We start from the raw sequence: 24,531 nt of genomic DNA on the forward strand, positions 1-24,531 counted from the left end.
TTATAGAGATATCAAACATAGATAAGACCTATTCACTTTGGAGAACTTATGACTACTTTTACTAACACAACAAAACAACTTGGCCGTACCTTACTGACAACTTCGTTAATCTTTGCCGCATTTTCTTTTAATGCAAACGCCACCAGCCCTTTGCACCCTTCAGGACTTAACCAAAACATGTTAACTAGCCAAACTTACACCCAAGAAAATTATCAGGGATCTGACGCCATCAAAATGTATCCAAAACCTGAAAATGGCCAAGTGCAACACATTCTGACCCTGCCAAAGCTTGATAACGAAAGTGATTACATGATTGAGATTGAAATAGGCCAATCAAGAATGGTTGATTGTAATAAACATAGTTTAAATGGAGACTTACAGCAGTTAACGGTTCAAGGATGGGGTTACAATTACTACCAAGTAAACAGCATCACCGATGGTCCAAGCACTATGATGGCCTGTTTTGATCAAGCAAAAACAGAGCAGTTTCTTACAATCCGCAGCGACTTAATGCTGAAATACGATAGCAGAACAGCAAAAGTATTCTACCTACCGGAAAACACCCAGATCCGTTACCGCGTATGGCAAGCTACGTCAGAGTTTGACTACTCTAAATAAGGTAAAGCTTTGCGGATATTAGGGCTCGACTAAAATATGACTTAGCATAGATGTTGTTTGATTAGTCAACTTTAGTGACTTATAAGCGTCGATTAACAGGCAATACGTTTCTCGTTTAAAATACAACCAAGTAAGCAATTGACTTACTTGGTTTATGTGACTTTGTTCCGCATTTTCAAAACAAACTATCGATACTTTAGCGGCTTTATCTATTTATATTTCAACACGCATTTTTGATTATTTGGGAGGTAAACATAAAGCGGTCGCACATTAGAAATGATAATGCTTAGTCTATTTTCATAAAAAGCTATCAACTGCAACTATTGCATTTGCAACTATTTCTTATTGTTTTTATTTACTTTTTTACTACAAAGCTCCCATTTTACGACTAACATTAAAGTTAGGAGGCAAATCCCATTGACCTCTAATCTTATCATTTGTGCGTTTCAGGGGGCCGGTTATGAGTATATTTGAGCATTACCAACAGCGCTATGAGAAAAAACTCGACGAAGAGTATTCATTAGAAGACTTTTTAAAAATCTGCAAACAAGACCGCAGCGCGTACGCATCTGCTGCAGAACGATTATTGATGGCTATTGGTGAGCCAGAGGTAATTGACACTTCAAAAGATCCTGTATTAAGCAGACTATTTTCAAACCGCTTAATCTCTCGCTATCCAGCATTTAAAGATTTCTATGGCATGGAAGAAGCCATTGAGCAAATTGTGGCTTATTTAAAACATTCAGCTCAAGGCTTAGAAGAGTCAAAGCAGATCTTATATTTACTCGGCCCCGTGGGTGGTGGTAAATCATCGTTAGCAGAAAAACTTAAAGCTTTGATGCAAGATGTTCCTGTATATGTGTTAACCGCTGATGGCGTTCGCAGTCCGGTAAACGACCACCCTTTTTGCCTATTCAACGTCGATGAAGACGGAGATATTTTAAAGGGCGAATACAACATCCCCGAGCGCTATCTGAAAACGATTATGTCACCTTGGGCGGTTAAACGTTTACATGAATTTGGCGGTGATATTTCAAAATTCAAAGTGGTCAAGGTTTACCCTTCAATACTCGACCAACTCGCTATAGCCAAAACTGAACCTGGAGATGAAAATAACCAAGACATTTCATCACTGGTGGGTAAAGTAGATATTCGTCAACTTGAGCATTTTGCGCAACATGATGCTGACGCCTATTCGTACTCTGGAGCACTATGTCGAGCGAACCAAGGCATGATGGAGTTTGTTGAGATGTTTAAAGCACCAATTAAGGTGCTACATCCACTATTAACTGCCACTCAGGAAGGTAATTATAATGGTACAGAAGGCTTATCTGCCCTGCCTTTCTCTGGCATTATTTTAGCTCACTCCAACGAGTCAGAATGGACTACCTTTAGAAACAACAAAACTAACGAAGCATTTTTAGACCGTGTTTATATCGTTAAAGTGCCTTATTGCCTCAGAATTTCGGAAGAAGTTCGAATTTACGAAAAACTACTTGCAAATTCAGAGCTTGCTAATACGCCGTGTGCACCAGGAACCCTAGAAACCCTGGCACAATTTAGTGTGTTATCAAGGGTCATCGCGCCAGAGAACTCCTCTATTTATTCTAAAATGCGCGTATACGATGGTGAAAGCTTAAAAGATACTGACCCTAAAGCTAAGTCATATCAGGAATATCGCGATTACGCTGGTGTTGATGAAGGCATGCTAGGCCTATCCACTCGATTTGCTTTCAAAATTCTTTCGCGAGTATTTAATTTTGACCATACCGAAATAGCTGCAAATCCAGTGCATCTGTTTTATGTATTGGAACGTCAAATAGAGCAAGAGCAGTTCCCGTCGGAAATGGCTGAACGTTACTTAGAGTTTTTAAAGGGATACCTAATACCTAAGTATGTTGAATTTATTGGTAAAGAAATTCAAACAGCCTATTTGGAGTCTTACTCTGAATATGGTCAGAATATTTTTGATAGGTATGTTACTTATGCTGACTTTTGGATCCAGGATCAAGAATATCGCGACCCTGAAACAGGTCAGCTTTTCGATAGAGCCGCTTTAAATGCCGAGCTTGAGAAAATAGAAAAGCCTGCGGGAATTAGCAACCCTAAGGACTTCCGAAATGAAATTGTCAATTTCGTGTTGCGTGCTCGCGCCAATAACGAAGGTACAAATCCACTTTGGACAAGCTATGAAAAATTACGAACGGTAATTGAGAAAAAGATGTTTTCGAATACTGAAGATCTATTACCAGTTATCTCTTTCAATGGTAAAACCTCGACGGATGATCAACGGAAACACGATGATTTTGTCAATCGTATGATGGAAAAAGGCTACACCCAAAAACAAGTAAGACTGCTTTCAGAGTGGTATTTGAGAGTAAGAAAGTCTTCTTAAAAAGCCCAGGGGGGAGTTTACTCCCCCACTATCGGCTAGGAGGTGCGCATGACAAGTTTTATTGATAGAAGACTTAACGCCAAAGGTAAAAGTACCGTCAATCGTCAACGATTTATTAATCGTTATAAAAAGCAGATTAAAAAAGCGGTAAGTGATGCGGTAACCCGCCGCAGCGTGACTGACGTTGATAAAGGCGAAAAGATCAGTATCCCTACTCGCGACATTAGCGAGCCTACATTTCACCAAGGTAACGGGGGCGTCCGTGAGCGCGTCCATCCGGGTAATGATAAATTTGCCCGGGGCGATCAAATTGAACGTCCACCAAAAGGACAGGGACAAGGTGCCGGACAAGGGGACGCATCAGACTCTGGCGAAGGCCAAGATGATTTTGTGTTCCAAATATCTAAAGATGAATACCTAGAGCTTCTATTTGAAGATCTTGAGTTACCTAACTTGCAAAACAATCGATTAAATAAACTCGTGGAATACCAAGTTTATCGAGCGGGTTTTACCAATGATGGCGTTCCTGCCAATATTAATATTGTACGCTCCCTACGCTCATCACTTGCTCGTAGAACTGCGATGACTTCCACTAAGAAGTCCAAGCTAATTGCATTAGAACGTGAGCTTGAGGATCTTGAAAATACCCCTGGCTCAAAAGCTGAACGTATATTGTCGCTTAAGGCCGAAATCAAAGATCTCAAAGAACGGATCAAGAAAGTGCCATTTATTGATACCTTCGATTTACGTTACAACAATTACGCTAAACGTGAAGTACCATCTAGTCAGGCGGTAATGTTTTGCCTCATGGATGTATCTGGCTCTATGGATCAGGCAACCAAAGATATGGCGAAACGATTTTACATATTGCTGTATTTATTCCTAACTCGAACCTATAAAAATCTCGAAGTAGTGTATATCCGCCATCATACACAAGCAAAAGAAGTCGATGAGCATGAGTTTTTCTACTCGCAAGAAACAGGCGGTACAATTGTATCTAGTGCTCTCAAACTTATGCATGAGATCCAGCAAAAACGTTATCCTGAGAATGAGTGGAACATATATGCAGCTCAAGCATCGGATGGCGACAACTGGGCCGATGACTCACCTTCTTGTCATGAGCTTTTAGAAAAGAAATTACTGCCTGTGGTGCGCTATTTTAGTTATATCGAAATCACTAATCGTGCACACCAAACCTTGTGGCGAGAGTATGAAGATTTACAAAAATCACATGCCAATATTGCAGTTCAACATATCAAGCAGGCTGAGGATATTTACCCAGTATTTAGAGAGCTTTTTAAAAAGCAGGCTGTGTAGGAGGCGCTAATGGATACTCCAAATAAAACAACACCAATGGATGATGGCCCAGATTGGAACTTTGATTTATTACAAACCTATTTAACCGAAATTGAGCGCGTTGCCGGGATCTACCGCTTAGATGCATACCCGAATCAAATAGAGGTCATTACTGCTGAGCAAATGATGGATGCTTATGCCGGTATTGGCATGCCAATAGGTTATACGCACTGGTCGTTTGGTAAACGATTTATCGAAACAGAACAGGGCTATAAACGCGGCCAGATGGGGCTTGCCTATGAAATTGTAATTAATTCAGATCCTTGCATCGCTTACCTGATGGAAGAAAATACCATCACAATGCAAGCGCTGGTAATGGCGCATGCAAGCTTTGGTCATAATAGTTTTTTTAAAGGCAACTACCTTTTTAAAACGTGGACTGATGCAAGCTCTATTATTGATTACCTTGTGTTTGCTCGAAACTATATCAGCGAATGTGAAGAACTTTACGGCATTGAAAAAGTGGAAAGTATTATCGACTCTTGCCATGCCCTTATGAGTTATGGCGTTGATAGATATAAACGTCCGAGTGAAATATCGTTCAAAGAGGAGAAAGTTCGCCAAAAAGACAGAGAAGCCTACTTACAAAGTCAGGTTAATGAACTATGGCGCACCATTCCCGATCAACCACAAGAAGAGGCTAAGCTTGAAAAAACTAACTTTCCATCAGAACCACAGGAAAATATTCTCTACTTCATCGAGAAAAATGCCCCACTATTAGAGCCTTGGCAACGGGAGATTGTTAGGATAGTTCGTAAAATGGGGCAATACTTCTACCCCCAGAAACAGACTCAAGTGATGAATGAAGGCTGGGCAACGTTCTGGCATTACACCATCTTAAATCACCTTTATGATGAGGGCTTAGTCACTGACAGGTTTATGCTGGAATTTCTACAAAGCCACACCAATGTTGTCGCGCAGCCAAACTATAACAGCCCCTATTATAGTGGTATTAACCCTTACGCTTTGGGTTTTAATATGTTTGTCGACATACGTCGGATCTGTGAAAACCCAACAGAAGAAGATAAAGAGTGGTTTCCTGATATTGCAGGGAGTGATTGGTTAACAACCTTACACTTTGCAATGGAAAACTTTAAGGACGAAAGTTTTATTAGTCAGTATCTATCGCCTAATATCATCAGACAATTTAAGCTGTTTTCTATTCTTGATGATGATAGAAAAAACCATATCCAAGTTTCGGCAATCCATGATGATTCTGGATATAAAGAGATCAGAGAAAAACTATCTCAGCAATATAACCTCTCTAATCTTGAGCCTAATATTCAAGTACAGAACGTTGAAGTAAAAGGAGATCGTTCATTAACCTTAAGGTATATACCCAACTCAAGGATCCCACTGGCTGATACTTGTCAGCAAGTAGTAAAACATCTGCACCGCTTATGGGGATTTGATGTAAAACTTGAGCAATGCGATGAGGGAAAGATCAGCATTATTGCGGCTTGCCCCGAAAAACCTGCAGAATAATTATTAGGAATATTCAGCCATAAAAAAAGCGCCTTAAAGGCGCTTTTTTATCAAATCAGCTTAAAATTAAGCGAATTTGAAGTCAACGTGTTCGATCATAGGCTTGAACGCATGGCGTTGCATGTCTTGAACGCGAACTTTAACATCTTTACCTTCTAGAGCGATAGTTAGCTCAGAAGTGTAGAAATCTTGGTTCTCTTGAATGTTGATGATATCTTTGTGTTCAAAAACAATAGAGATAGCTTCTTTACCTGGACCGTAGATAACACCAGGAACTTTCTTAGCGTGACGTAGGCGGCGGCTCGAACCTTTCCCGATTTCTGTACGAACTTGTGCAGCGATAGTGTAAGACATATTTAACTCACTTTATAAAATAAAACAAAAAAATTTAAAGTCATCATTTTCGACCAACGACGACTTGCTTAAAGCGGGCGGATTCTAACATAGCACTTTTAAATTAACAAAGTTTATCGCACGTAATTACTCAAATATATGCCGAACATTACCAATTTCTGACCGGGCCAGTATCAATATGAACGAAACCTGAATTTGGATAGTAGCCGACTCCGCCAAGTTTTAACTCAATAGCCGCCTCGCGGATATGAGCTAGTTTGACACCAGGTAAGGCCAGATCTAATGCCATTCCTTTCATATGGTAGCTTTTCTTGGCAACACCATTACTGTTTTTAGCTAACATTGCATTGGTTTTTGGCGAGCGATAGCCAGATATAACATGCAACTCATCCTCAAAACTCAGCTCTTCAGTTAATTTAAACGCAAAATCAAAAAGGCGTTTATCCATTGGTGCAGATTCATTTTGACGATGATCTCTAAGCACTTGGCTAAAATCAGTTAAAATTTCACTTTGATAGTTACCATCTATCCAGTAGCTTCCCTGCCCGCGTTCACCTGTGTGGCGATTATAAAAGCCCAAGCTTCTCACCCCGGTTGTTGAACGACTTGCTTGCGCTTTTGATGGCAACATTGAAAACATCGCTACGCCACCTAAGCCTAATAATAACTGTCTACGAGAGGAACATACTACTGACACACTTTCACCACTGACTACTTTTCCAACAACTGGCAAGCAAACTAACCTTTCAGAAATAAGAAATCAAGCGCAGAAGCTAAATTAGCTAAAACTGCACTACAAGTCATTGATCTGTGCACTTTCGCTGTCTTGAACCTGAGGCCGGCTGTGCATTTGGTAGATATCATTTCTAAACTGCGCTTGATTTGAATCATCCATCCAAGCCGTCCAATAAACTAAATGAACGTTCAATTTAGAATTGAGTGCGAACCATTGAGTGCGTGTTCTGTCTCTGTGTCTATCAACCCACGTTTGCTTATCTTTAACTAAATTTGCAGCCATCCAGTTAGCTAAACCTTCAACGTTTTGCACGCGAATACACCCTGATGATAAGGCTCGATTACTACGCTCGAATAATTCCGGGTCTGACGTGTCATGTAAATAAACGCTAAAATCATTGGGAAAGTAAAACTTATAACGCCCTAACGTGTTATTTAAGCCCGGACGTTGCACAAATCGGTATGGAAATGGTCCTTTGGCTAAATCACTCCACTGCTCCGCAGTTCTTTGCATGCGATTATCATCTCGATCGTACACATCAAAATTACGCTCTGCGATATAGTTACCGTCTTTTCTTACTTGTGGGAGTAGATCGTTGTAGAGGATTTTTTTCGGCACGCGCCAACTAGGATTAATCACTACATTTGAAATAGAGCTACTAAGCAAAGGCGTAGGTCTATAGGGTTTACCTACAATAACTTTAGAGGCTAACTCTACTCTGCCCTCATTAAACAACTCCATCTCAAATGCTGGAATATTGATAACTAAGAAGCGCTGTTCTCGTTGAGCCATAAATTCTGCGCGTTGAACAAAATTGTTTGCCAATATTGATGCCCTTTCTGCAGGCAAAATATTTAACCATTTTATAGTTTCAGGGCCGATAACAGCATCCGGTTTTAAGCCGTGTCGCAATTGAAAACGTTTCAATGCTTCGGCTACAGAACTGTCTAATAATGTTGATTCTGAAGCAGAGGTTTCTATATCGCCCAACAGCCATAAACGTTTAACGACATCTGCAATAATTGGATCTTGCTTACCTGGACGAACAAGCTGTGATAGCTGGATTGGCTGCCACCAATCTTGCTCAGCGAGCCACATTAAATGACGGATTCGATTCTGAACCTGCAAATAGCCAGCAAGTTGAGGCTCTAAAGCCAGTGCTCTTATAAATGGATCATCAAGTTTATTTAGAGCAGCATTGTTTATAGGGATCTGTCGTGATTGCCAAAACGCTTGAATATCTGTTTCTATTTGCTGAATTGCTTCGGACTGGACAGATTGTTGTGCTAACACGACTTTATGTTGGTCAAACTCCGAATTCGGCTTAACCAAAGCAATAAGTGATACCTGTTGATATAGCATTTTTTTAGCACGTTGAAGTCGTTCATCAGCAAGGCTAACAACACTAAAACACAGCAAGCTTATACAACATATAAAACGACAAAACACCATCTAACATCCCTTTTAAACTACTTTGATTAAGTATGGCAAACAATTGTGTTTTGTATATGAACAAAACATAAATTAACCAGCCTTATCCATCGCTGTTGTAGAAGGCTAAAACCCATCGCGTAATTGTTTCTTAGTATTAGCGAGTTAGCGAGAGTACAAAAATATTGAGCTTGTTATAGAAAACAAGATTGACTCTAGGGCTATAGCTCTGACAAAAATGCAGTCGTTATTTTCATTAGCTGCAAAATAACCCCACATTTCAACGCAAAGGCTTTAATGATGCTCCCCGTGGCCAAACTTGAACTGGCACACTTACTCAGCGAGGCCGATCTTATTAAAAGTAATCCCTTGTACTTTTGCCACAGCCGTAAATACAAAAAAGCCCCCGCTTATGCGGAGGCTTTAATGATGGTACCCGTGGCCAGACTTGAACTGGCACGCTTATTCAGCGAGGGATTTTAAATCCCTTGTGTCTACCGATTCCACCACACGGGCAAACTCTTTGATTTTGATGATACGTATTGCCGGTATCAATACTGCTTACTCACTTGCTATTTAAACTAAAGAGTAAACTCACCAAATTCTTGTTCTTTTCATCATAACTCTTAAAGAATTATGGAGGCGCGACCCGGAGTCGAACCGAGATCGACGGATTTGCAATCCGCAGCATAGCCATTCTGCCATCGCGCCTTCTTGTTTCCCATCACTTGGGAACGAGGCACACTTTACCTGAATTAAAATCTCAGTCAATAATAAATTAAATGATTTTATTCAACTGGTTAAAACGCGATCTAACCAGACAAATAACGCTCAGTAGATGCTTATAAAATAGCTAGTTAAGGTAATAAAGGCTCAGTTTTACTTGCCTTGTTCTTTCCTCAACCAAAACAAGTAAAGATACCTGCTGATCTAGCGCACTTACATGCTAAATTTTAATTAAGGTTATAACCTGCTAGTTATAAATGCCTTCCCTTAGCAGCCGACAGAGAGACTTATACCAATTAGTATAAAGATTTAATCGCTCAGCGGCTGCTTTAAATACTTTTCTTAAAGAGGATGGTGCCCGTGGCCAGACTTGAACTTAGATGCCTTATTTAACGAGGCCGCTCTTATTAAAGGTAATCCCTTGTACTTTTTTCATCGGCGTAAATACAAAAAAGCCCCGGTTAATGCGGAGGCTTTAATGATGGTACCCGTGCCCAGACTTGAACTGGCACGCTTATTCAGCAAGGCCGATCTTATTAAAAGTAATCCTTTGTGCCTTACCGCAACTCAAATTTCAGACGTAAAAAAACCAGCTCGGTGGCTGGTTTAAATACTCTTCTTAAAGAAGATGGTACCCGTGGCCAGGCTTGAACTTAGATGCCTTATTTAACGAGGCCGCTCTTATTAAAGGTAATCCCTTGTACTTTTTTCATCGGCGTAAATACAAAAAAGCCCCCGCTAATGCGGAGGCTTTAATGATGGTACCCGTGGCCAGACTTGAACTGGCACGCTTATTCAGCGAGGGATTTTAAATCCCTTGTGTCTACCGATTCCACCACACGGGCAAACTCTTTGATTTTGATGATACGCATTGTCGGTATCAATACTGCTTACTCACTTGTTATTTACACTAAAGAGTAAACTCACCAAATTCCTGTTCTTTTCATCATAACTCTTAAAGAGTTATGGAGGCGCGACCCGGAGTCGAACCGAGATCGACGGATTTGCAATCCGCAGCATAGCCATTCTGCCATCGCGCCACTTTATTAAATTGGAGCGACATATCGGGTTCGAACCGATGACCTATACCTTGGCAAGGTATCGCTCTACCAACTGAGCTAATGTCGCACTTCAATTTAACCTGTTTTCAAGCTGAAGTGTAATTCACTTCCCCTTGACTACGGAATGGCATTCTACCGATTAAATGCCAAGAGTCAACGCTATAATTAGCGATAAATGACTGTTTGCGCACTTATCGAACTTTTCGTTGTTTTAACCAGCTATTCTGCAGTTAAATCTTTCCAAGCTGCGAGAATATAGCTCATCATCGACCATAAAGTAAGAACTGCTGCTACGTAAAATAATGCATAGGCAACGTAAGTCAAAAATTCATTTGGTTGCCAAATTAAGCCTGTTATCGCAACCATTTGCGCTGCAGTTTTATACTTACCAATCCAAGACACAGCTACTGCACCACGTTTACCAATTTCGGCCATCCACTCCCTGAGCGCTGATATTACAATTTCTCGTCCAATCATAATGAGTGCTGGTAGGGTCAGCCAAATATTACCGTACTCAGAGATCAATAATACCAAGGCTGTGGTTACCATGATTTTATCTGCAACCGGGTCAAGAAATGCGCCAAAGCGAGTTGATTGTTTTAATTTACGCGCAGCATAACCATCTAAAGCGTCAGTAACAGCGGCTAACCAAAAAACAAATGCAGATGCAAAAGGAGACCAGGGCTCTGGAATATAAAAAAGCACAACGAAAACAGGTAACAGTATTAACCTGAAAAGTGTTAACGCAATAGGAATGTTAAACGGCATTGTAGAACCTATTAGTCAAAAGCAGCGCCAATCTTGCCTTAATTTTGTTACCCTCGCAATGCATCATGTATCGTTTGTGCCATTTCTAAGCTAATACCGGGAACTTTTACCAATTCTGACACGCTTGCGCCCTTTACTTCTTGAATACCACCTAAATATTGCAGTAACGCCTTACGACGTTTAGGGCCTACACCGGCTATTGATTCCAGTGAAGAAGTATTACGTGTTTTTTGTCTTTTATTTCTATGCCCAGTAATTGCGAAGCGATGAGACTCATCACGAATATGTTGTATAAGGTGTAATGCACCTGAATCTGCAGGCAAAGTAAAGGACTCCTCATTTTCACCATAAATTAAAGTTTCTAAGCCAGGCTTACGACCTTCACCTTTTGCCACGCCAATGAGCGTTGGGGCATTGTCTATGGCGACAAATTTTTCATCTACTATCTTTTGTGCGATCCGTAACTGGCCAATACCACCATCAATAAATAAAATATCAGGGATTTTTCCTTTATCAGTGATTTTATCGAAACGACGAGTAATCGCCTGTTTCATGGCAGCATAATCATCGCCAGGTGTTATACCTTCAATATTATAACGACGATAATCTGCCTTGTTAGGCCCCTCTCGGTTAAACACTACACAAGAGGCTACCGTACTCTCCCCCATCGTATGACTGATATCAAAACACTCCATACGTTTGATGCTACTTGTTGCTTCAATTGCCTCTTCTAACAATAGGAATCGCTGCTCTACAGTATTCTTGTGCGATAAACGTGTATTAACTGCGTTTGTTGCATTGGTTAAGGCTAGCCTTAAAAAACTGGCTCTTTCACCGCGAACATTGGTTTTGATCTCGACTTTTTTATTTTGCCCCGCTTGGATCGCTTGCGCTAATTCAGCTTGCTCCTCAAACGATTCACTAATCAAGATCTCTTTTGGAGTTAAGCGTTGGCTGTCTGCATTGAGATAAAACTGCAGCATAAACGAGCGCAAGACTTCTGATACCTCAGTGTTGGCTGGTACTTTAGGGTAATAGCTTCGGCTACCGAATATTTTGCCTTCTCGAATAAACAGTAAATGGAAGCATGCGACACCTGAAGCATAGTAAGCGCCAATGACATCAAGATCTCCGGATGCATTCGACACCTCTTGCTGCTCTGATACACGTCTTAACGCAGTAATTTGATCGCGAAAAGTTGCTGCTTGCTCATAACGCATTTCTGCAGCAGCTAATTCCATTTGCGCGACTAACACCGACATAACCTGACTATTCTTGCCTTTTAAAAATAGCGTGGCTAAACGAACCTGTTCTTGATAATCAACGGTGCTAATTTTATCAACACAAGGCGCACTGCAACGGCCAATTTGATACTGCAAGCAAGGTCTCGAACGAGATTTATAATATAAGTCGTCACATTGGCGGATAGGGAATATTTTCTGCATCAAGTGCAAGCTTTCTCGCACAGCCCCTCCGTTGGGGTAGGGTCCGAAATATTGTCCCTTATCGCGCTTGGGACCTCGATGATAGGCCAACCGAGGGTGTTTATGATTACTTAATAAGATATACGGGTATGACTTATCATCTCGAAGCAATACATTATATTTCGGCATGTATTGTTTGATGTAGTCATTTTCAAGGATCAGTGCGTCTGTTTCACTGTGAGTCAGTGTGACATCGATATTGGCGATATGAGAAACCAATGCTTGGGTTTTAACATTGGCTAAATTTTTACGAAAATATGAAGAAAGGCGTTTTTTTAAATCTTTCGCCTTGCCCACATAAATCACAGTTCCCTTATGATCATACATCCTGTAAACACCAGGTGATGAGGTGACTGTTTTTAAAAAATCTTCGGCATTAAATGCATCTGGCATAACAGGTTTAAATTTGAGTTAGAATTGTCCCGTATCTAACATCTTATATCTAATTGCTAAGCGAGTCAGCTCTACATCGCCACCAATACCAAGTTTAGCGAATAACCTGTAACGGTAGCTGTTGACAGTTTTAGGGCTTAAATTAAGTTGCTCAGAGATCTCGCTGACCTTTTCACCATTGGTGATCATCAACATAATCTGTAGTTCTCGTTCAGATAGGGTTTTAAACGGATTGTCTTCTGACTGGTTAAATTGACTTAAAGCCATTTGTTGCGCGATTTCCGGTGATAAGTATCTTTGTCCATGAGCAACCTGTCGAATAGCTTGTAATACCTCAGGCGATGTTGCACCTTTAGTAAGGTAACCGGATGCACCTGCTTGCATGACTTTTGTGGGAAAAGGATCTTCGGTATGAATAGTTAGAACAATGATTTTAGCGTGCGCTTGGAAACGTAAAATTTTTCGAGTAGCTTCTAATCCGCCGATGCCGGGCATATTCATGTCCATTAAAATCACATCAGCTTCATTTTTACGACACCACTGAACAGCAGTTTCACCATCACCGGCCTCTCCTACCACTTTAATACCGCGCTCGTCTTCAAGGATCCGTCGAATACCGGTTCTAACTAACTCATGGTCATCAACTAAATATACAGAGATCAAAGTTGTCTTACCCTTAATGCCTAATACTGACCAAGAGGCTTTGGACAGAATTTAAAATGTTATGGGAGATAATTTATCGCATATGACAAGATATAGAAAGGAAAAAATAGCAAATTCAACTCGACTAGTACCTCTATAAATAATTTATTAATTAACAACTTAGCTTAAAAACAAAAAAGGCAGCCCTAGGCTGCCTTTTCTTAATATGGCGGAGAGATAGGGATTTGAACCCTAGATGGGCTATAAACCCATGCCGGTTTTCAAGACCGGTGCATTCGACCACTCTGCCATCTCTCCAATTGGACTAGATATTATGCGTTTCGCAATATGATGTAAACCTGTATAACTAAATTTATGTTTAATGCAGCCTATTATGCTGAAATAGCAAACGATACAAACGATTACGCCTTTAATCATGCCAATCATAATGCTGTTACTGTTGTCGTAATGAGTGTGATCTATCAAAGACTTTGCAAAACTGTGATAGTATCAGCCTACTAAAAATAGCCATGCACTTTTATGAACTCAAACGTTATTCCTGCTTCAGCACTAATTCCTCATTTTACGCTTTCTCCAAAACAGGAATTTACTCCCAGCGCAAAAGCAAACTTATTAGCCCAAGAACGCTGCTCAGACGCATTCAGGTTACTTAGCGAAACTGATAATCAACATATGTTTATCGCAGAGTATTTTGGCTGTAACCGTAAACGTACTATCGAGGCGCTAATCGATGCACATGGCGTATTTTCGCCACAGTTTTTAGTACAGAACGAACATAAAGAACCTATTTGGACACAAAGCTCAAGCAGTGATCCGAAACCGTTAGCAGCCAAACAGCATAAGTATCGATATTTATCAGGGTCAATTCGCAAAACAGATCTAGTCGGTCGTTTTAACAGTGAAAGCAAAGTTTACGAACCGGGCTTGCTGGCTACATGCCATTATTTATTTATTTGTGCAGATTCTTTATGGAAAAGAGAGCCACTTTGGGACTTATTACTTGAGATCCTTGATAAACAAACTTACCACGTCCACTCTCAGCTCGCTGAACTACCGTTAAACTGCAAAATAGTGTTGATTGGCTCTAGTCACCAATATGGTAGCTGTTGGCTAGGAGAACCGAGCTTTTCGCGCCATTTCCCATTGCTTGGTGAACTAATCAATGAAATGGATCTTGATGAGCACTCTGTTGATGACTATTGCCACTGGTTAGCAGGTATTTTTACTGATTTAAATATACAGTTAGAAAATAACGCGTTGCAGTTGCTACTACTATTTTGCGCAAAGCTTGCTGATCATCAATTACGCCTAAGCTTAATGGCAACCAATATTGAACATTTGTTAGCTCAAGCAAAAGCCTATGGCCGTAGTGAGCGCATTAGCCATCAAGCATTGGCCCATAGTATTGCCATGCTCAATCAAAGACATAATGCATCTGAGAGGCTATCAGAACAGAATTTTGATGATCTTTTTATCAACCTACCAACTCAAGATGAAGTTATTGGCCAGATCAATGGCTTAACCGTGATTGAAAATGCTGAGTTTAGCTATGGTGAACCTGCACGTATTACTGCGTCAGTCCACTATGGCGATGGTGAAGTTGCTGACATTGAGCGTAAATCTGAGTTAGGTGGCAATATTCACGCTAAAGGTATGATGATTTTATCAGCCTGTTTATACCGCATATTTGGAAAGGACGCCCCACTTCACCTTAACGCTAACATAGTGTTTGAGCAGTCATATCAAGAGATTGATGGCGATAGTGCTTCATTAGCAGAATATTGCTGCCTTATCTCAGCGATAGCTGAAAAGCCCATTAATCAGAGTCTTGCTGCTACTGGTGCAATCGACCAGTTTGGTAATGTTCAGGCTATTGGCGGTGTGAATGAGAAAATAGAAGGTTTCTTTAAGCTATGTAAGCGTCGAGGTCTAACGGGTAATCAAGGTGTCATAATCCCCTGCTCTAATATGCAACAGTTGAATTTACATCAAGACGTCATAGATGCTGTCACTGAAGGCTTGTTTTCGATTTATCAAGTTAAGCATATCGATGAAGCGGTTGAAATTCTAATGCAACTGCCAGCAGGTAGTGCTGATGAGGACAATCAATTTCCAGACGAGTCGCTATACGGTTTAGTACAGTCTCGGTTAGAAAATCTAGCCGGATACCAGGAAGAAGAACCTAGCCTTTTTGCGAGACTACTCGATAAATTTAAAATTTCTAGCTGATCGGAGTTGTTTAGCGTACACGTGTTCGCTAACCTTGGCAGCTCAAATTGCTGGAGTATAAAAAATAATGAGTTACGCAAACAGTTTTACTAAAGAAGATCTTGTTGCCTGTGGACTTGGCAAACTATTTGAACCAAATTCTCCAAGATTACCAAAAGACAATATGTTGATGATCGATCGAGTATTAAAGATTAATGCCGATGGTGGTGAGTTTGGTAAAGGTGAAATTGTAGCGGAACTGGATATTAACCCTGACCTTTGGTTTTTTGATTGTCACTTTGCCGGTGACCCAGTTATGCCAGGTTGCCTTGGCTTAGATGCTATGTGGCAGTTAGTTGGCTTCTTCCTTGGTTGGGAAGGTGCGCTAGGTAAAGGCCGTGCATTAGGTGTAGGTGAGGTAAAATTCACAGGCCAAGTTTTACCTGAAGCGAAAAAGGTGACCTATAAACTGACTATTAAGCGTAAAGTATACCGTAAATTGGTTATGGGTATTGCAGATGCAACTATGGAAGTTGATGGACGTGAGATCTACAGCGCCAAAGACCTTAAAGTCGGTATTTTTACCGATACTACCTCATTTTAAATCGCTTTCGTTGTCATTAAAATGCCCTCTGAATCAGAGGGCAAAAATGCTGCTTAATTGATCCCTTGTGAAATTCAAAATTCTTAGAATAGATGACTAAGTGCTATTTATTAAATAAGCCACTTACTCGCCCATCAATGCCCTCGCGCCAACCACCAAGCCATTGTGATTTTGAATCAAGCGTCGAATAGGGACAGATCTCTTTTGATCGGCCTCCAATTCCCGCTTGGAAACCTTTTGAAAAAGCTCTATCTAATCGATCTCTTTTTTGTCTTTTCATGCAAGCATCCTCTCTTCGATAACAAAAGAAGCTATCGCTTCACCCCATAAATAAATCTTTTTTTACTCGAGATCAATCCCCAAGAAACCACTTATTCACGGTTATTTTTTAAGCTATTGAGAAATCTTACAAATTTATTGCAAAAAAAATCGAGGCATTAGCCTCGACTTTTATCTTAACAATATCTTACTTAAAACGGCGTCTAAACCATAACAATGGCAAGGCGAACAACCATGCAAAACTAGCTGCCCCTTTGCGCTCATAATTATCGTCACTACCGTCATCGTCTACAACAGTACAGGCTTCAGCTGTTGCACCAGCAGGCTGTAATACAACCATACGTGGTAAATACGAGGTTACAGGCTCACCATTACCATTTAACTGGAAGAATGGTAAACCATCATCTCCAAGAACTAAATTACCGTCTTCATCGAATTTATAAGATGGCTTACGGATAAATGCAGTACCAACAATAGTGCCATCTTCATTAATGCTATTCGCTTCAACTACTAAGATATCACTTTTATAGGTCAATTTTGTGCCATCACCATCTGTCACTTCGACAAGGTTTCTTTCCCAGTTTCCTTCAGCATCTTGCTGGTAACCTTTAGACTCACAAGTTAGTAAGCTATTCAGATTCTTAAATTCACCTTCAGGGTACTCAGTATTTGGTAGTTGATATAAGAAACCAGCTTTTGGGCGCGGCTTCTCTTTATCGTGGGTCGTTTCAATGTAACCAACAACTTGCCCTTGATTATTAATGTCACGTGCTCTGCTGCCTAGGTCAGAGATACTATTATAAAAATCATTTGGCGTAACGAGCGGAGTCTCTGGATTATTAGTGTCGAAATAGAAAAACTTATCACGACGATAACCGTTGATATATTTGTTATAACTACCAACTAATATGCCGTTGTCATTAATATCATAGGCTATTGATGAGTAAACATCTCGAGCTTCATCAACATCTACCCAGTTGTACTTGTATTCGTCTGTAGTTGCATCTTTAGTCCAATAGGCTGCATCGTAATATAATCTGTCTTTATCGTTATCACGATAGACATAAGAACGACCCGCTACAACTCCCTCGTTATTAACTCCCAACCCCTGCGCACTATATACAGAATCATTAGTTACTTCGAGACCAAGAGGTAGCATCGTTGGTGTAACCACACCTGCATCATACTGCCAAACATATCCACGAATCTGATACTGAATATCACTATAACCATATTGGTTCGGAAATTGAGCCGCTTGAATACAGATTTCCTGTGGCGCGGTTTCACTATTGTTTTCAACGCAGGAATTAATGATGTTGCCACTATTATCGCTAATATCAGTACTTGCATAACCGGCAATCAAACCACTATTATTTACCGCTGCAGCACTTGAAAAACCACCGACTGTTATTGTTTGCTCTTCAGACTCACCTTCTTTATAAACATATTGATTATAAGGCGGTAATAATGCCACTTCTGCATCAGTACCTGATTTGACAAAACCACGCTGTTCATATTCACGGTAATACCAAAACTCTTGAGTCTCGCTACTACCGTCATATGGAAGAGTTTGCTCTTCTGCAGTCATTGCACCGACTTTAAGGCCTGAGTCGTTGATATCATAAAAGAAAGTATCTACTGAGTTAGCAGTGTCTTCATCTTCAGGAAATGTCGGTGCAGTGGTGCCGTTAACGCTTTCAAACGTTGGCAACCACTCATTACCAATTGAATTAAAAGTAAAGTTGTTTGCAATAATCGGCAAATTAACAGAGTAAGTAATAGTCTCTGAATCCGCTACACCATCTTCAATGTCGATAACGCCGTCATCTTCTTCTGAAACAGTAAGCTTTTTCTTTCCTTTAGCAGCGCCAACAGCTTCGTTGCTACTATTAACCGCCATACCATAACCGTTACGGGTATTAGCTATGGTTCCGTTTAAATCGTAAGTATCAAGATCGATATTAATAATTTCATATACAGGTGCAGCTTGCACACCTTGAAGTACGCTTATCACGCCAACAGCTACTAACGATAGGGTTTTATCCAACTTAAACTTCATTAACTCGCTTCCTATTTCTTATTTTTTAGCTTACTTCAATGATTCGAGCTCTTCCCATCGCTCAAAGCAACTCTCAAGCTGACTCTCCTTATCGGACAACGCTTTTAAGTTTTCATTCACTATTTTTTGTTCCTGGCTATAAAACTCAGGCGCACTAACAATAGTTTGTAGTGCTTCAAGTTCTTGCTCTAACTGCTCCATCAAAGCAGGTAAAGACTCTAATTCGCGCTGTAACTTATATGAAAGCTTTTTCTCGGCTTTCTTTTCAACTACTGCAGTAACAGGTTTTGCTTCAGCAACAGCTGCTTGGACAGCTTTTTGTGCTTGAGGTTCCTCAGAGTAGAATCGAGCCCCTTGAGAAACCGCATCCTCATAGCCACCAACATATTCACTCCAACCACCATTGCCTGTAAACCACCAGCTACTGGTTACTGTATTGTCAATGAATGCACGATCGTGACTAACAAGTAACAATGTACCTTTATAATCAGCAAGTAAAGACTCTAATAACTCTAACGTCTCAATATCGAGATCGTTGGTCGGTTCGTCGAGGATAATAAGGTTTGCAGGCCTTAGCAACAAACGCGCAAGTAATAAACGGTTCTTTTCACCACCAGATAAAGCTTTAACAGGTGTTCTAGCGCGCATTGGCGAGAATAAAAAGTCCTGTAGATAACTTAATATATGACGGTCTTGACCATTAATGGTGACGGTTTTCTTACCTTCACCAACGTTATCTTCAACCGTTTTTTCAGGATCTAATGCCTCACGATATTGGTCAAAGTACGCAATTTCCAGCTTGGTTCCGACTTTAACATGACCTGACTGTGCTTCTAGCTGACCAATCAACAACTTAACCAAAGTTGATTTACCACAACCATTAGGCCCGATTAGTGCAATACGGTCACCACGTATAACTGTTGAGCTGAAATTTTTAACTAAATTCTTTTCTGGTAGGTTGTACTCTAAGTTTTCTATATCGAAAACCAACTTACCCGAGCGCTCTGTATCTGCCACAGCCATTTTAGCGCCGCCTTGACGATTAAGACGCGCCATACGCTCAACACGCAGATCTTTAAGGGCACGCACGCGGCCTTCATTACGGGTACGTCGAGCCTTAACACCTTGACGGATCCATGCTTCTTCTTCAGCAAGTTTTTTATCAAAGTGAGCATTTTGTTCTGCTTCAACACGCAGCCATTCAGCTTTACCTTCAAGGTACGCTTGATAGTTACCAGGCCAGGATGTAACAACACCACGATCTAAATCTACGATTCGTGTCGCCATACGTTGAATGAAGCCACGGTCGTGACTGACAAACACAATTGCGCCGCGATAGCTAAGTAAGAACTGCTCGAGCCATTCAATGGTATCGATATCTAAGTGGTTAGTTGGTTCGTCGAGTAACAGTAAGTCAGGATCGCTCACTAGTGCACGAGCAAGTGCCACTTTACGCTGCCAACCACCAGATAGCTCCGATAATGGAACCTCTGAATCCAAGCCTAGTAGTTCACAGTTTTGACTAATACGGTTGTCTAATTGCCATCCATTAAGGTGGTCAATTTCTTCCTGTAAACGTTCCATTTGCTTTAGCATACGTTCCATCTCATCAGGAGATGCTGTTGCTAAATCGTGTGACAGCTGATGATAACGTTCAAGTTTTTCACCGACCTCTTGCAGGCCTGCTGCAATATAAGCGTATACAGTACCCTGCTCTGCTTTCGGTGGGTCTTGCTGTAAACGGCTGACTTTAACATCTGTTGCAATGTTAAACTCACCTTCATCAAGCAAAACATCGCCACTTAATACTTTCATTAAGCTCGATTTACCCGCACCATTACGACCAACGATACAAACGCGTTCACCAGGTTCAATAGTGAAATCGGCGTTTTGCAATAATGGGGTATAACCGTAGGCTAAAGAGCCGTTATTAATACGTACGAGACTCAACTTACGCTCCTAAAAATTCTGCTAATGCTTCGAGACCAAATGGCCAATTTAGTTCAGTTTGGGTTTCGACTAATTTGACAACAGGAATACGAATACCGTATTGCTCTGCAAGAGATTGATCATCACAAATATCTATCATGCTATATGGCACGTTTGCTTGATTGAGCAAATCAGCTGCCAACTCACACAGATGGCAAGCATCTGTGTGATACAAAATAACTGTCAAGTTACTTGGCATGTGTGATTAGCCAAGTGTTATGAATGTGGGGGTTGCGCTTATAATCAAGCGGTAACGTTTGATTGTCGATATTCTTTACAGACATTCCTTTAGCTTCAAGATCTGCAATTTCCATCTTAAATTTGCGCTTGTTATTTGAGAAAATAATCTCTCCACCTGGGTTTAACAGCTTAAAGATGTCTCCAAGCATATCCACGTGATCACGTTGCACATCAAAAGAATCTTCCATTCTTTTTGAGTTTGAAAAGGTTGGCGGATCAATAAAAATCAGGTCAAATCTGTCGTGAGTACGTTTAATCCACTGCAAACAGTTCGCTTGAACAAACTGATATTTATCGCTATTTAGACCATTTAATGCAAAGTTCTCTTTAGCCCAGTCAATATAGGTATTTGACATATCAACTGTAGTAACAGATGTCGCGCCGCCTAATGCTGCGTGCACAGAAGCTGAACCAGTATAAGAGAATAAGTTACACACACTGCGGCCTTTTGACTTATCGCCAACTAACTTACGCGTTAAGCGATGATCTAAGAACAAACCTGTATCAAGGTATTCTTTTAGATTTAACTTAAATTTAGCGCCATATTCGGTAGTGATTAACTCAAGCTTGCTTGCAGCTAACTTCTCATATTGATTGGTGCCTTTTTTACGCTCACGAGTCTTTAAAATAATATGGTTAGGGTCAATACCAATGGCACTTGGCAGTGAAATGAGCACATCAGTTAAGCGGCGCTTAGTCACTGCTTCTGGGATTTGTGCAGGCGCTGAATATTCTTGGATCACAACGTAATCAAGATACTTATCAACAGCTACATTATATTCTGGTAAATCAGCATCATACAGGCGATAGCTATCAACACCTTCCTTCTTTGCCCATTTTTCTAACTGCTTAAAGTTCTTTTTAATACGGTTAGCAAACGGCACTGCGATATCACTAACATCACCTTCAATTTTGATATTAGTAGGGTCAATTCGGCGCGTGTTTTCAGCATGAACAGTATAAAGGTTAAACGCACATTCAAGCGCACCGTTATTCATCTTCATCTGTTTGTCAGCTTTAAGCTTTAATGCAGATAGCAGCTCAATATCGCTATTAAGAATTGCTATGTTCCAACCACCAAACTCAGCTTTAAACTTATCGCCTAACTGATAGTACAATTGCAGTAATGAAGTAACGTTACCTAAACGTTCACCGTAAGGTGGATTTGAAATTAAGTAACCAGCAGTTGCTGGAACTTCAATATTAAGTGCATTACAAACACTGAAGTCAATAAGTTCTAAAACACCGGCGTTTTCTGCATTGCGCTTAGCAAGTGCGACTAATCGAGAATCGATATCAGAACCATAAAACTTAAGCTCACAACGCGTCTTACCAATTGATGCACGCGCTTGCGCTTCGTTTAATAGTTCTTGCCACACTTTTTTGTTATGCGGTAACCAATATTCAAAGCCAAAACGCTCACGGTGAATACCCGGCGCCATATCACATGCCATCATGGCAGCTTCAATTAATATCGTGCCACTACCACAGAATGGATCAAGCAGATCAGAAGGTGCACTCTGCCAACCACTACGTACTAGCATATTCGCAGCTAAGTTTTCTTTTAGTGGCGCCTCCCCCGTTGTAGAGCGATAGCCACGTTTATGTAACGCTGGGCCAGAAAAGTTAAAACCAATTGTAATTTCGCCACGTCTAAAGTGCGCGTCGATTCTAAAATCTGCATCAACACGTTCTACATTTGGACGACTAAAATCATCATCACGGAAACGGTCAACAATAGCATCTTTAATTTTCAGCGCGCCAAACTGGGTGTTCTTAATAAAGCCACCCAAGCCGTGAAAATCAATGCTAAAAGTACTGCGATTTGAAAACTGCATTTGCCAGTCAATGCCGTAAGCCGCGTTATAAAGCTGCTCCGGAGATTCACATGGACCTTTATAAATAACGTAAATGATTCTGCTGGCAAGTCTTGACCAAAGGGTAATACGATATCCCAGTTCTAAAGGCGCGGTGAAATATACACCAGCAACACTTTCTTTAATGTCAGTAGCGCCAAGCTCGGCGAGTTCAAGTGATAACGCGTATTCATAGCCCCGAGGAGCAGCAGCAAAAAAATTTAACATTGTTTAGTCGACACACAGTAAAAATTAGTTCGGTATTATACCTGTTAGCGGGCTTAAATGATAAAAGTTATTGGCTAAAGCAAAATTAAATCTGTGTAACAGCAAATAAAACCTAAATTGAATCACTATCACTGTGTAACCAAACGCGCTTTTGGTAAAAATCTATAGCTGATTGCACAGTTTTAGTAACGGCAGTTTTGTCAGGCTATTGCAACCAAACAACCCTCGCCTAGCTCCCTATACTCATTTTGCTTTATCTGCTTTTAAACATCAGTTTGCAACGAAAAGCGCAGTGCATTGCCATACATGGCAATAAGATGTGAACGCCTATAACCAAGTACTATGTTTAACTATTGCCAGTCGTTTTGATCTGCATGTTTTAATACTAAAGAAAATTACGTAATTGCCTAACCTAACAGCCAATTGTCCCTAATCTCAGTACATATAAATCATGGTAAGAATTGAGTCAGCCCATCAAAATGATGGTAATGGCATAATAAACAAAAGCAAGCAGCCGAAAGCCTATAACAATCTCAAACGGCGTAAAACCAGCAAATACATAACAAACCATTCACTTTAAATGCGACACTTTGTATCGATTTAATCTATAGCATTGATCTAACGGATTAAATCAATAAACTCAAGCCTCACACAAAAACAACAACACAAAACACTTATGCAACAATGTATAACTGTCTAAAGTGAGAATATAATGAATAAAATCCTACCCGCTTTTCTTTGTCTAGGTTTAGCTGCATGTGGCGGCAGTGATAGCGACAGTGCAGATATTACTCCCCCTAAAGAAGTACCAGATTTACAAGCTGATGTTTGTTATTTAATGGCAACTAATATGGGTGAAATTACTTTAGCAATTGATTTAACCAACATGCCAATTACGGGTAAAAACTTCAAAGATTACGTCGATGATGGCTTTTATGACGGCACGTTATTTCATCGTGTAGCCCACAACTTTGTAATTCAAGGTGGCGGATTTACAACGGGCATGGTTGCTAAACCCGGCAATGATCCGATTGTTATTGAAGCTGATGTTGGGATCAGTAACGAGCGCGGTACAATTGCGATGGCACGCACAAGTAACCCTAATTCAGCAACATCTCAGTTCTTTATCAATGTGTTAGATAACCCACAACTAGATGCATCAAGTTCAAGCTATGGCTACGCCGTATTTGGAAAAGTCGTCGAAGGGATCGAGATTGTCGACCAAATCAATATTCTGGATACGGTTGACAGTAGTGAAGTACCGGTAAATGAAGTTGTCATTAACTCAGTGACTGAAGCAAGTTGTCCAGCCAGCTAAAAAGATTTAATAGAGAGGTGTTGAAAGTTTAAGCGACACCTCATCAATTAAATAATAATGGGTCTCAGTAGACCGTTGTTAAAATAGCTAAGACTAAAATGGATAAAACAGCTGTCCAATTTAGCAAAATAATCGAACGATTATTTTTAAATAGAGGACTAGTATTTAGTAGAAGTAGAAGTAGAAGTAGAAGTAGAAGTAGAAGTAGAAGTAAGTTTAGCTGAAGATTAGAAATCAAATAAATACAAACAATGTAATAGGCTTAACTTGCTAATATAAA

General features: G+C 40.4%; 18 protein-coding genes and 6 tRNA genes. 7 read left to right on the plus strand and 17 right to left on the minus strand.

Annotated features, from left to right (window positions below):
- The first annotated feature begins 48 nt into the window (after positions 1-48).
- From eco to MSG37_RS11425, 4 genes are all read left to right on the plus strand, one after another.
- On the plus strand, positions 49-618 hold the full coding sequence (gene eco / locus MSG37_RS11410) for a serine protease inhibitor ecotin (RefSeq protein ID WP_248470789.1): 570 nt from the start codon (positions 49-51) through the stop codon (positions 616-618).
- A gap of 460 nt (positions 619-1,078) precedes the next feature.
- Entirely contained in the window at positions 1,079-3,013 is a 1,935-nt protein-coding gene (locus MSG37_RS11415; RefSeq protein ID WP_248470790.1) for a PrkA family serine protein kinase, read from the plus strand.
- Between the two features lie 48 nt (positions 3,014-3,061).
- The gene (locus MSG37_RS11420; protein ID WP_248470791.1) at positions 3,062-4,330 is read left to right on the plus strand and encodes a YeaH/YhbH family protein; all 1,269 of its coding nucleotides are present in this window, start codon (positions 3,062-3,064) and stop codon (positions 4,328-4,330) included.
- A gap of 9 nt (positions 4,331-4,339) precedes the next feature.
- The gene (locus MSG37_RS11425) at positions 4,340-5,854 is read left to right on the plus strand and encodes a SpoVR family protein (RefSeq protein WP_248470792.1); all 1,515 of its coding nucleotides are present in this window, start codon (positions 4,340-4,342) and stop codon (positions 5,852-5,854) included.
- 66 nt (positions 5,855-5,920) lie between these two features.
- On the opposite strand, the gene rplY is transcribed toward MSG37_RS11425, so the two are convergent.
- From rplY to MSG37_RS11485, 12 genes are all read right to left on the minus strand, one after another.
- Positions 5,921-6,208, minus strand: coding sequence for a 50S ribosomal protein L25 (gene rplY / locus MSG37_RS11430; RefSeq protein WP_202722036.1), 288 nt, complete (start codon positions 6,206-6,208; stop codon positions 5,921-5,923).
- Between the two features lie 148 nt (positions 6,209-6,356).
- Positions 6,357-6,905 (minus strand): DUF882 domain-containing protein, encoded by a 549-nt coding sequence (locus tag MSG37_RS11435; protein ID WP_248470876.1) that lies wholly within the window; start codon positions 6,903-6,905, stop codon positions 6,357-6,359.
- 96 nt (positions 6,906-7,001) lie between these two features.
- On the minus strand, positions 7,002-8,306 hold the full coding sequence (locus MSG37_RS11440) for a L,D-transpeptidase family protein (protein ID WP_248470793.1): 1,305 nt from the start codon (positions 8,304-8,306) through the stop codon (positions 7,002-7,004).
- Between the two features lie 499 nt (positions 8,307-8,805).
- A tRNA-Leu gene (locus MSG37_RS11445) sits at positions 8,806-8,891 on the minus strand.
- A 121-nt stretch (positions 8,892-9,012) separates the two neighbouring features.
- Positions 9,013-9,086: transfer RNA gene (locus tag MSG37_RS11450), tRNA-Cys, on the minus strand.
- Positions 9,087-9,860: 774 nt separating this feature from the next.
- Positions 9,861-9,946, minus strand: a tRNA-Leu gene (locus MSG37_RS11455).
- 121 nt (positions 9,947-10,067) lie between these two features.
- Positions 10,068-10,141, minus strand: a tRNA-Cys gene (locus MSG37_RS11460).
- Positions 10,142-10,153: 12 nt separating this feature from the next.
- Positions 10,154-10,229, minus strand: a tRNA-Gly gene (locus MSG37_RS11465).
- A gap of 152 nt (positions 10,230-10,381) precedes the next feature.
- Entirely contained in the window at positions 10,382-10,930 is a 549-nt protein-coding gene (gene pgsA, locus MSG37_RS11470) for a CDP-diacylglycerol--glycerol-3-phosphate 3-phosphatidyltransferase (protein WP_248470794.1), read from the minus strand.
- Between the two features lie 47 nt (positions 10,931-10,977).
- Complete coding sequence (uvrC, locus tag MSG37_RS11475) at positions 10,978-12,807, minus strand: excinuclease ABC subunit UvrC (protein WP_248470795.1); 1,830 nt, start codon at positions 12,805-12,807, stop codon at positions 10,978-10,980.
- 18 nt (positions 12,808-12,825) lie between these two features.
- Complete coding sequence (gene uvrY, locus MSG37_RS11480; protein WP_248470796.1) at positions 12,826-13,470, minus strand: UvrY/SirA/GacA family response regulator transcription factor; 645 nt, start codon at positions 13,468-13,470, stop codon at positions 12,826-12,828.
- Positions 13,471-13,676: 206 nt separating this feature from the next.
- Positions 13,677-13,767 (minus strand) — tRNA-Ser (locus MSG37_RS11485).
- A 222-nt stretch (positions 13,768-13,989) separates the two neighbouring features.
- Between MSG37_RS11485 and MSG37_RS11490 the strand changes: the two genes are divergently transcribed.
- Together MSG37_RS11490 and fabA are read left to right on the plus strand one after the other, a co-directional pair.
- On the plus strand, positions 13,990-15,699 hold the full coding sequence (locus MSG37_RS11490; protein WP_248470797.1) for a S16 family serine protease: 1,710 nt from the start codon (positions 13,990-13,992) through the stop codon (positions 15,697-15,699).
- Between the two features lie 67 nt (positions 15,700-15,766).
- A complete protein-coding gene (gene fabA / locus MSG37_RS11495; protein WP_220781851.1) occupies positions 15,767-16,282 on the plus strand; it encodes a bifunctional 3-hydroxydecanoyl-ACP dehydratase/trans-2-decenoyl-ACP isomerase in 516 nt (171 codons plus the stop codon).
- Positions 16,283-16,385: 103 nt separating this feature from the next.
- On the opposite strand, the gene rmf is transcribed toward fabA, so the two are convergent.
- The 5 genes from rmf to rlmKL all read right to left on the minus strand — a co-directional run bounded on the left by rmf (position 16,386) and on the right by rlmKL (position 22,933).
- Positions 16,386-16,562, minus strand: coding sequence for a ribosome modulation factor (rmf, locus tag MSG37_RS11500; protein ID WP_220781850.1), 177 nt, complete (start codon positions 16,560-16,562; stop codon positions 16,386-16,388).
- A 186-nt stretch (positions 16,563-16,748) separates the two neighbouring features.
- Positions 16,749-18,620: a DUF3466 family protein gene (locus MSG37_RS11505; RefSeq protein ID WP_248470798.1), complete on the minus strand. Its 1,872-nt coding sequence runs from the start codon at positions 18,618-18,620 to the stop codon at positions 16,749-16,751.
- 30 nt (positions 18,621-18,650) lie between these two features.
- Positions 18,651-20,570 carry an ABC transporter ATP-binding protein gene (locus MSG37_RS11510; RefSeq protein WP_248470799.1) on the minus strand — a complete coding sequence of 640 codons (1,920 nt, stop codon included), beginning with the start codon at positions 20,568-20,570 and terminating at the stop codon, positions 18,651-18,653.
- Between the two features lies 1 nt (position 20,571).
- Entirely contained in the window at positions 20,572-20,808 is a 237-nt protein-coding gene (locus tag MSG37_RS11515) for a glutaredoxin family protein (protein ID WP_248470800.1), read from the minus strand.
- Positions 20,798-22,933 (minus strand): bifunctional 23S rRNA (guanine(2069)-N(7))-methyltransferase RlmK/23S rRNA (guanine(2445)-N(2))-methyltransferase RlmL, encoded by a 2,136-nt coding sequence (gene rlmKL, locus MSG37_RS11520; protein ID WP_248470801.1) that lies wholly within the window; start codon positions 22,931-22,933, stop codon positions 20,798-20,800. The genes MSG37_RS11515 and rlmKL overlap by 11 nt, the downstream gene beginning before the upstream one ends.
- A gap of 712 nt (positions 22,934-23,645) precedes the next feature.
- Here rlmKL and MSG37_RS11525 point away from each other — a divergent pair.
- The gene (locus MSG37_RS11525) at positions 23,646-24,251 is read left to right on the plus strand and encodes a peptidylprolyl isomerase (protein WP_248470802.1); all 606 of its coding nucleotides are present in this window, start codon (positions 23,646-23,648) and stop codon (positions 24,249-24,251) included.
- Positions 24,252-24,531 lie beyond the last annotated feature (280 nt).

This window comes from Shewanella sp. 1CM18E (assembly GCF_023161665.1).
Taxonomy (GTDB): Bacteria; Pseudomonadota; Gammaproteobacteria; order Enterobacterales; family Shewanellaceae; genus Shewanella.

Coding starts and splice junctions, on each gene's coding strand:
- MSG37_RS11420 (WP_248470791.1), top strand. CDS start 3,062: ATGACAAGTTTTATTGATAGAAGACTTAACGCCAAAGGTAAAAGTACC.
- MSG37_RS11515 (WP_248470800.1), bottom strand. CDS start 20,808: ATGCCAAGTAACTTGACAGTTATTTTGTATCACACAGATGCTTGCCAT.
- MSG37_RS11425 (WP_248470792.1), top strand. CDS start 4,340: ATGGATACTCCAAATAAAACAACACCAATGGATGATGGCCCAGATTGG.
- MSG37_RS11525 (WP_248470802.1), top strand. CDS start 23,646: ATGAATAAAATCCTACCCGCTTTTCTTTGTCTAGGTTTAGCTGCATGT.
- rlmKL (WP_248470801.1), bottom strand. CDS start 22,933: ATGTTAAATTTTTTTGCTGCTGCTCCTCGGGGCTATGAATACGCGTTA.
- MSG37_RS11415 (WP_248470790.1), top strand. CDS start 1,079: ATGAGTATATTTGAGCATTACCAACAGCGCTATGAGAAAAAACTCGAC.
- fabA (WP_220781851.1), top strand. CDS start 15,767: ATGAGTTACGCAAACAGTTTTACTAAAGAAGATCTTGTTGCCTGTGGA.
- rplY (WP_202722036.1), bottom strand. CDS start 6,208: ATGTCTTACACTATCGCTGCACAAGTTCGTACAGAAATCGGGAAAGGT.
- uvrC (WP_248470795.1), bottom strand. CDS start 12,807: ATGCCAGATGCATTTAATGCCGAAGATTTTTTAAAAACAGTCACCTCA.
- rmf (WP_220781850.1), bottom strand. CDS start 16,562: ATGAAAAGACAAAAAAGAGATCGATTAGATAGAGCTTTTTCAAAAGGT.
- pgsA (WP_248470794.1), bottom strand. CDS start 10,930: ATGCCGTTTAACATTCCTATTGCGTTAACACTTTTCAGGTTAATACTG.
- eco (WP_248470789.1), top strand. CDS start 49: ATGACTACTTTTACTAACACAACAAAACAACTTGGCCGTACCTTACTG.
- MSG37_RS11490 (WP_248470797.1), top strand. CDS start 13,990: ATGAACTCAAACGTTATTCCTGCTTCAGCACTAATTCCTCATTTTACG.
- MSG37_RS11505 (WP_248470798.1), bottom strand. CDS start 18,620: ATGAAGTTTAAGTTGGATAAAACCCTATCGTTAGTAGCTGTTGGCGTG.
- MSG37_RS11440 (WP_248470793.1), bottom strand. CDS start 8,306: ATGCTATATCAACAGGTATCACTTATTGCTTTGGTTAAGCCGAATTCG.